The 8,302-nt window shown below is 69.5% G+C and carries 7 protein-coding genes and 1 CRISPR repeat array; all 7 genes read left to right on the plus strand.

Features of this window, described 5'->3' with window-relative positions; all coding sequences use genetic code 11:
- The first annotated feature begins 148 nt into the window (after nt 1-148).
- Genes casA through cas2e form a run of 7 tightly spaced genes read left to right on the plus strand, consistent with a single transcriptional unit; the run spans nt 149 to nt 6,530 of the window.
- Entirely contained in the window at nt 149-1,831 is a 1,683-nt protein-coding gene (gene casA, locus AB0H37_RS33745; protein WP_360616846.1) for a type I-E CRISPR-associated protein Cse1/CasA, read from the plus strand.
- Nucleotides 1,831-2,451, plus strand: a complete 621-nt coding sequence (casB, locus tag AB0H37_RS33750; protein ID WP_360616847.1) for a type I-E CRISPR-associated protein Cse2/CasB — start codon at nt 1,831-1,833, stop codon at nt 2,449-2,451. Before casA ends, casB begins: the two co-directional genes overlap by 1 nt.
- Before the next feature lie 50 nt (nt 2,452-2,501).
- The gene (gene cas7e / locus AB0H37_RS33755) at nt 2,502-3,644 is read left to right on the plus strand and encodes a type I-E CRISPR-associated protein Cas7/Cse4/CasC (RefSeq protein WP_360616848.1); all 1,143 of its coding nucleotides are present in this window, start codon (nt 2,502-2,504) and stop codon (nt 3,642-3,644) included.
- A gap of 11 nt (nt 3,645-3,655) precedes the next feature.
- Nucleotides 3,656-4,441: a type I-E CRISPR-associated protein Cas5/CasD gene (cas5e, locus tag AB0H37_RS33760; RefSeq protein WP_360616849.1), complete on the plus strand. Its 786-nt coding sequence runs from the start codon at nt 3,656-3,658 to the stop codon at nt 4,439-4,441.
- Between the two features lie 7 nt (nt 4,442-4,448).
- Nucleotides 4,449-5,210, plus strand: coding sequence for a type I-E CRISPR-associated protein Cas6/Cse3/CasE (cas6e, locus tag AB0H37_RS33765; RefSeq protein WP_360616850.1), 762 nt, complete (start codon nt 4,449-4,451; stop codon nt 5,208-5,210).
- Entirely contained in the window at nt 5,203-6,222 is a 1,020-nt protein-coding gene (cas1e, locus tag AB0H37_RS33770) for a type I-E CRISPR-associated endonuclease Cas1e (protein ID WP_360616851.1), read from the plus strand. The genes cas6e and cas1e overlap by 8 nt, the downstream gene beginning before the upstream one ends.
- Nucleotides 6,219-6,530: a type I-E CRISPR-associated endoribonuclease Cas2e gene (gene cas2e / locus AB0H37_RS33775; RefSeq protein ID WP_360616852.1), complete on the plus strand. Its 312-nt coding sequence runs from the start codon at nt 6,219-6,221 to the stop codon at nt 6,528-6,530. Before cas1e ends, cas2e begins: the two co-directional genes overlap by 4 nt.
- Before the next feature lie 18 nt (nt 6,531-6,548).
- Nucleotides 6,549-8,101: direct repeats of the CRISPR family, unit length 24 nt; unit sequence GCCCCGCACGCGCGGGGATGGTTC.
- Nucleotides 8,102-8,302 lie beyond the last annotated feature (201 nt).

The raw sequence follows: 8,302 nt of genomic DNA on the forward strand, positions 1-8,302 counted from the left end.
CGACGTTGAGGTGACTGGCCGCCAGAGATCTGCGCTCTGGGCGTTGTCCAGCACAAGGCCGCGTCCGGCCAACTCTGTCATACCGGCCGCGCCATGCTCCTGAGCAAAACTAGGCTTCTCGTACACAGAACCAATTGAAAGGCTCCTCATGCCGGAGTTTGACCTGGTGACCGCAGAATGGTTAGACGCGCGGTTCGGTGATGCGCAGGCCCCTGAACACGTGGGGTTGGCGGATGCGCTGCACCGCGCCAGCGAAATCACCGAGATCGTCGTCGACCTGCCCACGCAGTGGCCAGCGCTACTGCGGCAGCTTCTTCTGCCGGTCGTTGTCCATGCGCTCGGCGTGCCGGCGAACCGCCGGGAATGGTCCGCCAGGTTCGCCCAAGGCGGCTTCAGCGCGGCCGAGCTGGACAAGCTCGACGACTACTTGGACGAGCACCGGCACCGCTTCGGGTTGTTCCACCCCGAGACGCCGTTCGCCCAGGTGGCTGACCTGCATACGGCCAAAGGCGAGACCAAAGGATCGGGGCTGCTAGTCGCAGCGGAGGCGACCGGCAACAACGTGCCGTTGTTCTCTGCTCGGACCGAAGGCGACCCGCCGCAGCTCACGCCGCCCGAGGCGGCGCTATGGCTGCTGCACGCGCACTGCTGGGACACTGCGGCGATCAAGACCGGCGCCGTCGGCGACCCCATGGTCAAGTCGGGCAAGACGACCGGCAACCCCACTGGTCCGCTTGGGCAACTCGGAGTTGTCGTGCCGGTAGGCCGGAACCTCTACGAGACCCTGCTGCTCAACACTCCGATCGGAGTCCAGGGCCGACTGGGCACTCCGCAATGGACCCGACGCATCGGGCCCGCATGGGAGTCGCGGGCGGCGCAGGGCCTGTTGGACCTTTGGACCTGGCAGGCGCGCCGCATCCGGCTCATCTCCGAGCAGACCCCCGACGGCATCCGCGTCACCCGTGTCCTCGTCGCGGCGGGGGACCGGCTCACCCTCACACCCGACTGGGAACCGCACACGGCCTGGCGATCCGACACCGCGGCGAAGGGCGCGAAGAAGACCACCAAGAAGGCGTCGACATCGACCAAGCCGGCTCTTCAACGTCCGCTGCGGCACACCCCGGGCAAGGCGATCTGGCGTGGCATGAATGCCCTCCTCGCGGTGGAGGCCGACGACACCGCGTCGTTCCACACCAGTGAGCTGCTCGACCAGGTCCGGGGCCTTTCCAGCGAGGGGCTGATCGACGATCAGTATCCGCTGCGGGCGGAGACCTTCGGCATGGTCTACGGCAACCAGTCCGCGATCGTCGAGGACGTCCTGCACGACCTGACCCCTCTGCCGGTCGCCGCGCTGCGCGCCGACGCCGACGTCCACTTCGCGGTACTGGAGGCCACCGAGCAGGCCGAGCAACTCGCGCAGGCGCTCAACCACCTGTCGGCCGACCTGCGCCGCGCCAGCGGCCTGGACCCCATTCCCTGGGACAAAGGCCAACGCCCAGGCGAACGGCTGTTGTACCTGCTGGATCCACTGATGCGGCGCCTACTGCGCGGCCTGCAGACCCTCCAGGATCCCGAAACTCTCGATCGCGGTCAGCTGGCCTGGGAGCAGCATGCGCGGCGGTTGGCTTTGCAGGTCGCCGACTCGGTGCACGCCGCCGTCCCCGAGAGCGTCTTCGCCGGCCGCGCGACCCGCAAACCCGATGGGACACTGGCGGCCGCCTACCCCTTGGGCATCGCCGTGAAGGACTTCTACCGGCGGCTCAACCGCGTGCTTCCCCGCACCAAGGAAGAGCGTCAGACCGCTTCCACATCTGATCGCGAGGGGGACTGATGACTCAGCGCTACTGGAACCGCGTCGACACCAACGGCGGCTGGCTTGCCCGCGACCCGCGCACCGGCCGTCCGCTTGGCCCCCCGCCGGGCGAGGACCTGGCCGCGCTGCGCGCCGGGTTGAGCGGCGCCGCAGGAGAGATCCCGCGCATGTGGCGGTTCTACACCTGCCCAGTCGACGACAACCTCGCCCAGCGCGACCAGGTATCAGTGGAGCAGCGCGCCGAACACGCTGCACTGGCCCTCTACGGCCTGCACCAGCAATCCAAGACCACCTCGATGCATCATCCGAAGTGGCCGCTGGGCAGAGCACTGAACCAACTGCGCGCCAGCGGCCGGTTCAGCGCCCAAGCCGTGGACGCGCGGATCAACGCCGCCGCCACGACCACCAATCCCGCAGCGCTGCTGATGCGGCTGCGCGGCCTCATCGACCAGCTCCGCGTCATCAATCAGCCCCTGGACTACGACGGCCTCATGCAGCTGATCCAGGACTGGCATTACGAGGACGGCCGCCGCCGCGCCCGCCGCCGCTGGGCCATGGACTACCAAGTCTGGACTCAGAACGACGACAAAGGCGCACCCGGCGAACGCCCCCAGCCCGGCGCCGACGCCGCGTCCTGACCGGCGAGCCGCGCCACCTCACCCCCAAGACCATCACGACTGGAGCCCCCATGCCCAAGCAGCAGTACGTCGAGTTCCACATCCTGCAGACCGTCCCGCCCGCGAACCTCAACCGCGACGACCAGGGCAACCCCAAGGAGGCGTTCTTCGGCGGCGTCCGCCGCTCCCGTGTGTCCTCCCAAGCCTGGAAGCGCGCGACCCGCATCGAGTTCGACCGCCACCTGCCCGAAGCCGACCAGTCGACCCGCACCAAGCAGATCGCCAAGCAGCTGTCCGAACGGCTCAAGGGCCGCACCGGCCTGGAGGCCGAACAGGTCCAGCGGCTGGCCGGGGCGCTGCTGGAACCGCTGGGCATCAAAGCCGGACGCAAGGCAGGAGACACCGCCTACCTGCTGTACTACGGCGGCGGCCAACTCGACCGCATCGTCGACCTGATCACCGACCGCGCCACCGACCTGGCCGCCGCGTCCGACGACGACCTGACGGCCGCCGTCAAAGGCCTGAAGATCGCCGAGGAGCTCAAGACCAGCCACCCGATGGGCGTCGCCCTGTTCGGACGGATGGTCGCCGACATCCCCTCCCTCAACGTCGACGCCGCCGCCCAGGTCGCCCACGCGCTGTCGACCCACCGCGTCGAACTGGAATCGGACTACTACACCGCGGTCGACGACGCCAACGAGTCCGACGACACCGGCGCCGGAATGATCGGCAACATCGGCTTCAACTCCGCCACCCTCTACCGCTACGCCGCCGTCGGCGTTCACCAGCTGATCGACAACATCGGCTCCAAAGACGCCGCCTTGGACGCAGTCCACCGCTTCGGCCGGGCGTTCGCGCTGTCCATGCCCACCGGACACATCACCTCCTTCGCTCACCGCACCCGGCCCAGCCTGGTCGCCGTGGTCGTCCGCGACGACCAGCCTGTCAACCTGGTCTCGGCGTTCGAACGCCCCGTCCCTGCCACCGACCCCTCCGGCGCCGCGCTCGGCGTCGCCGCCGAGTCGGCAGGCAGCCTGGCCCGCGAATACCTGCGCTCGGTCCGGCAGTGGGGCGATGAGCCCGCCCACGCCGCCGTCTCGCACGCCTTCGACGGCGACGCCGACGACGACATCGCCCGCGCCTTCGGCGGCAACCTGCCCTTCGAGGAGATGCTGCAAGGCCTGGACCAGACCCTGGCCCGGACGTGGAGCTGAGGACCACCGCCATGGCAGACCAACAGCGGGTCCTGATCTTGCGGCTGGCCGGCCCCTTGCAGTCCTGGGGCGATCAGAGCCGCTTCAACCGGCGCGAGACCCGACCCGAACCCACCAAATCCGGCGTCCTCGGACTGCTGGCCGCCGCACAAGGCCGGCGCCGTGAGGACGCCCCCGGCGAGCTTCTCGACCTGGCCCTCGGCGTCCGCGTCGATCAGGCCGGGACACTGCTGCGCGATTACCACACCGTCAGCGACTACCGCGGCCGTCCACTCCCGCAGGCGGCCGTCAACGCCAAAGGCGTCCAGAAGCCCACGTCGCCCGTCAAGTACACCCACGTCACTCAGCGCTACTACCTACAAGACGCTGTCTTCGTCGTGGGTGTCGCCGGCACCGCCGATCTAGTGGACTCCCTGGCCGCCGCCCTACGGCGACCGGCGTTCCCGCTCGCGCTCGGACGGCGCTCGTGCCCTCCCACCCATCCGATCGTCCTCGGGCTGCACACCGGCACGCTCAACGACGCCCTCCGGGACCAGGACTGGCAGGCCGGGCTCGCCGCTCGCCGCGAGTTCCAACGCCGCCACGGCCGCCCGCCCCACATCGACCTTCCGGTGACCATCGAGACCCCCGACGGTGACGACGTCGTCCACGACGTCCCCCTGTCGTTCTCCCTGCGCGACCGCGCCTTCACCAGCCGGCGCGTCGCCCACTCCTGGGTCTCAGCCCCTACAGGATTCTCCGACCCCGACGAGCCCACCGGCGCGGGCCACGACCCCTTCGCGCTCCTGGGCTGGTGAACTGACCATGACCTATCTGTCGCGCATCCGCATCAACCCCCTGCGGCAGCAGTCCCGCGAACTGCTGTCCAACCCGCAGACCATGCACAGCCACGTCTGCGCCGCCATCCCCGCCACCCCCGACACCGAACGCCTCCTGTGGCGGCTGGACACCGACAACCCCCAGCGCCCTCACCTGATCGCCCTCACCCGCAGCAAACCCGACTGGACCCACCTCGTCGAAGCCGCCGGATGGCCCGCCGCCGACGACGGCGGACACTGCGACATCGCCGACTACACCCCGCTGCTGGCCCAACTGGCCATCGGCCGCGAGTTTACCTTCCGGCTTACCGCCAACCCCGTCCAGAACATGCCCCGCCCCCTAAGAAACGGCGATACAGCCGGCGCAGAAGATCCCAAGACACGGCAGCGCCGCTCTTCCGTCCGCACCGGCCACCGCACCTACGCACATCAGCTCAACTGGCTACTCAAACGCACCGCCGGATACGGATTCCAGATCCCCGACGCCCGAACCGACCCCGGCCTGTCGATCCTTCCCCTGGACGAGTCCACACCGGCCCCCGACGTGCGGATCATCCACCGCGACCGTGTCTCCTTCAACAAGAAGAACCGGCGGCAGGTCGTCCTGCACGTCGCCACATTCCAGGGACGGCTCCAGGTCACCGACACCGACCTCCTCGCCCGTGCCCTGCTCAACGGTGTCGGGCCGGCGAAGGCCTACGGCTGCGGCTTGCTCACCCTCGCGCCCTCCAGGCGGCCGAATGGCTGACATCTGGTGGAAGGCCCACCCGCACGACCTGCACCGCCTCCAAGACCGGGTCTCCAGCGTCTACGTCGAACGCAGCCACGTCGACCGCGACGAAAACGCCGTCGTGGTCCTCAACAAACGCGAAACCGTCCGCATCCCCGCCGCCCTGGTCGCCGTCCTCCTCCTGGGCCCCGGCACCCGCATCACCCACGGCGCCGTCAACCTCCTCGGCGACTCCGGCACCGCCATCTGCTGGGTCGGCCAGCAAGGCGTCCGCCTCTACGCCACCGGACTCGGCCCCGCACGCGGCGCAGGACTCCTCCAACAACAGGCCTACCTGGTCACCAGACCCAAAGAACGCCTCAACGTCGCACGCGCCATGTACGCCATGCGCTTCCCCGGCGAAGACGTCTCCACCTCGACCATGCAGCAACTCCGCGGCCGAGAAGGAACCCGCATCCGCAAGATCTACAAAACCCACGCCCAACGCACCGGCGTCCCCTGGAGCCGCCGCGAATACAAAGCCGGAGACGCACACGCCGCTGGCGACGACCTCAACCGCCTACTGTCAGCCGCCAACGCCGCGCTCTACGGCATCTGCCACGCCGTCATCGTCGGCCTGGGCGCCAGCCCCGGCCTCGGCTTCGTCCACACCGGCTCAGCGATCTCCTTCGTCCTGGACATCGCCGACCTCTACAAAGCCGAGTACACCATCCCTCTCGCCTTCGACTTAGCGGCCCAAGGACTCACCGAGGAACGCGACGCCCGAACCGGACTCCGCGACCTCATCGCCGAAAACCGCCTCCTCGGACGCATTGTCCACGACGTCAAAACGCTGCTTGCCCCCGACGAAGCCACCCGACTCCCCATCGACGAGGACATCAACCAACTCTGGGACGAGCAGGCCGGAACGGTCTCCGGAGGCGTGAACTGGTCCGGAAGCGAAGACCTCATCTCGCCGGGCATGGGCGACCAGCACCTCGCCATCATCGGCCCAGAGTTCGAACCTCCCACCAGCGACGCCACAACATGACGACCGTCATCGTCCTCGTCGCGGCCCCAGAAGGGCTCCGCGGCCACCTCACCCGCTGGATGGTCGAAGTACACGCCGGAGTGTTCGTCGGCAACCCCAGCCGCCGCATCCGCGACCGCCTCTGGGACCTGCTCGCAACCCGCATCGGCGATGGCCAAGCCATCCTCGTCGAACCGGCCGCCAACGAACAAGGCTGGTCCGTCCGCACCGCCGGAAAAGACCGCTGGAAACCCGTCGACTTCGACGGCCTCATCCTCTCCGCCCGCCGCCGAAACCAGCTAAATGAAAACCCGCCCTCCCCGAGATAACACCGCAGGTCAACAAGCCTCAGCCCCGCACGCGCGGGGATGGTTCCCAGTCGCGCGCAACGTCGCGGGTGACGTCCAACTCAGCCCCGCACGCGCGGGGATGGTTCGCCGCCGACGAAGCCGCCGCCCTTCTTCGGCTTCTCAGCCCCGCACGCGCGGGGATGGTTCCGCGTACGACTGGTTTCGGGTGCGCGGCCGGACCTCAGCCCCGCACGCGCGGGGATGGTTCGTCGGCCTGGAGCTCCTCGGCCTGGACGAGCAGCTCAGCCCCGCACGCGCGGGGATGGTTCGAGTGCTTACAGTCGGGCGCTGCCTAAGAAGGGCTCAGCCCCGCACGCGCGGGGATGGTTCCCTCCGTGGGGGGTGTGCGCGCTCTACTCAGGGCTCAGCCCCGCACGCGCGGGGATGGTTCCGCCAGGTGCGTCTTCCCGTGCCCCGACGGCCCCTCAGCCCCGCACGCGCGGGGATGGTTCCTCCTCGACACTGAGATCTTCGAGTTCTTCGACCTCAGCCCCGCACGCGCGGGGATGGTTCCGGACGTACGCCGCGCCGGGGCCGATCTGATTCCTCGGCCCCGCACGCGCGGGGATGGTTCTGCGGAGCGGGGCACGTGACCACCACCTACGCGCTCGGCCCCGCACGCGCGGGGATGGTTCGGCCTCCGACGTCGCGGCCGCCGCCGGCGCGCCCTCGGCCCCGCACGCGCGGGGATGGTTCCGCGGGGCCGGGCCCTGGCAACGAGGACAGGGGCTCGGCCCCGCACGCGCGGGGATGGTTCGTACACCGCCATGACCGTGACTCCCGCGCCGACCTCGGCCCCGCACGCGCGGGGATGGTTCGTGGGCGTAGTAGGTCAGGCTAGTGGCGGTGGACTCGGCCCCGCACGCGCGGGGATGGTTCGTGGGCGTAGTAGGTCAGGCTAGTGGCGGTGGACTCGGCCCCGCACGCGCGGGGATGGTTCGACGTGCTCGTCCAGGTGACCGCGATCGCCGGACTCGGCCCCGCACGCGCGGGGATGGTTCGCACGCAGCCGATCCCGGCACTGTCCGCGCGCTCTCGGCCCCGCACGCGCGGGGATGGTTCTGCAGATCTTCCCGTACCACCGGCCGCCCGCGACTCGGCCCCGCACGCGCGGGGATGGTTCGACGAGGGTCATCATCGCGAGCCACCCCCCGGGCTCGGCCCCGCACGCGCGGGGATGGTTCGACGGTGATCAACGTCCCGTCCGGGCAGCAGACCTCGGCCCCGCACGCGCGGGGATGGTTCGCGCTATCGGAAATCGAGACGTGGCCGCATCCACTCGGCCCCGCACGCGCGGGGATGGTTCGTTCACCGTCCCCGCCGGGGACAGCGCGCCCTACTCGGCCCCGCACGCGCGGGGATGGTTCGCCGTACCTTCGGCTCCGATTTCCCTCGTCCCGCTCGGCCCCGCACGCGCGGGGATGGTTCCCGCACCCAGACCCGGAACGCCGATCGCGGCCCCTCGGCCCCGCACGCGCGGGGATGGTCCGAGGGCGACCTGTGGGTCAACACCTCGGCCGCGCTCGGCCCCGCACGCGCGGGGATGGTCCGATGTATGTAGGTGCCCGCTAAGAGGTCATAACAAAATGTGTATATAGCGCGACATGTAGTGACGGTCGGGTGTGGTGTGGGCGGGTGCGTAAGGGCGAGCAACCCCCATGGATCGTGCCCGACAGCCTGTGGGAGCGGATCGAGCCGCTGCTGCCGAAGGTGGAGCGCCGTAAGCGCCACACCGGACGGAAGCGGTTGGA

This window comes from Actinomadura sp. NPDC023710 (genome assembly GCF_040639875.1).
Lineage (GTDB): Bacteria > Actinomycetota > Actinomycetes > Streptosporangiales > Streptosporangiaceae > Spirillospora > Spirillospora citrea.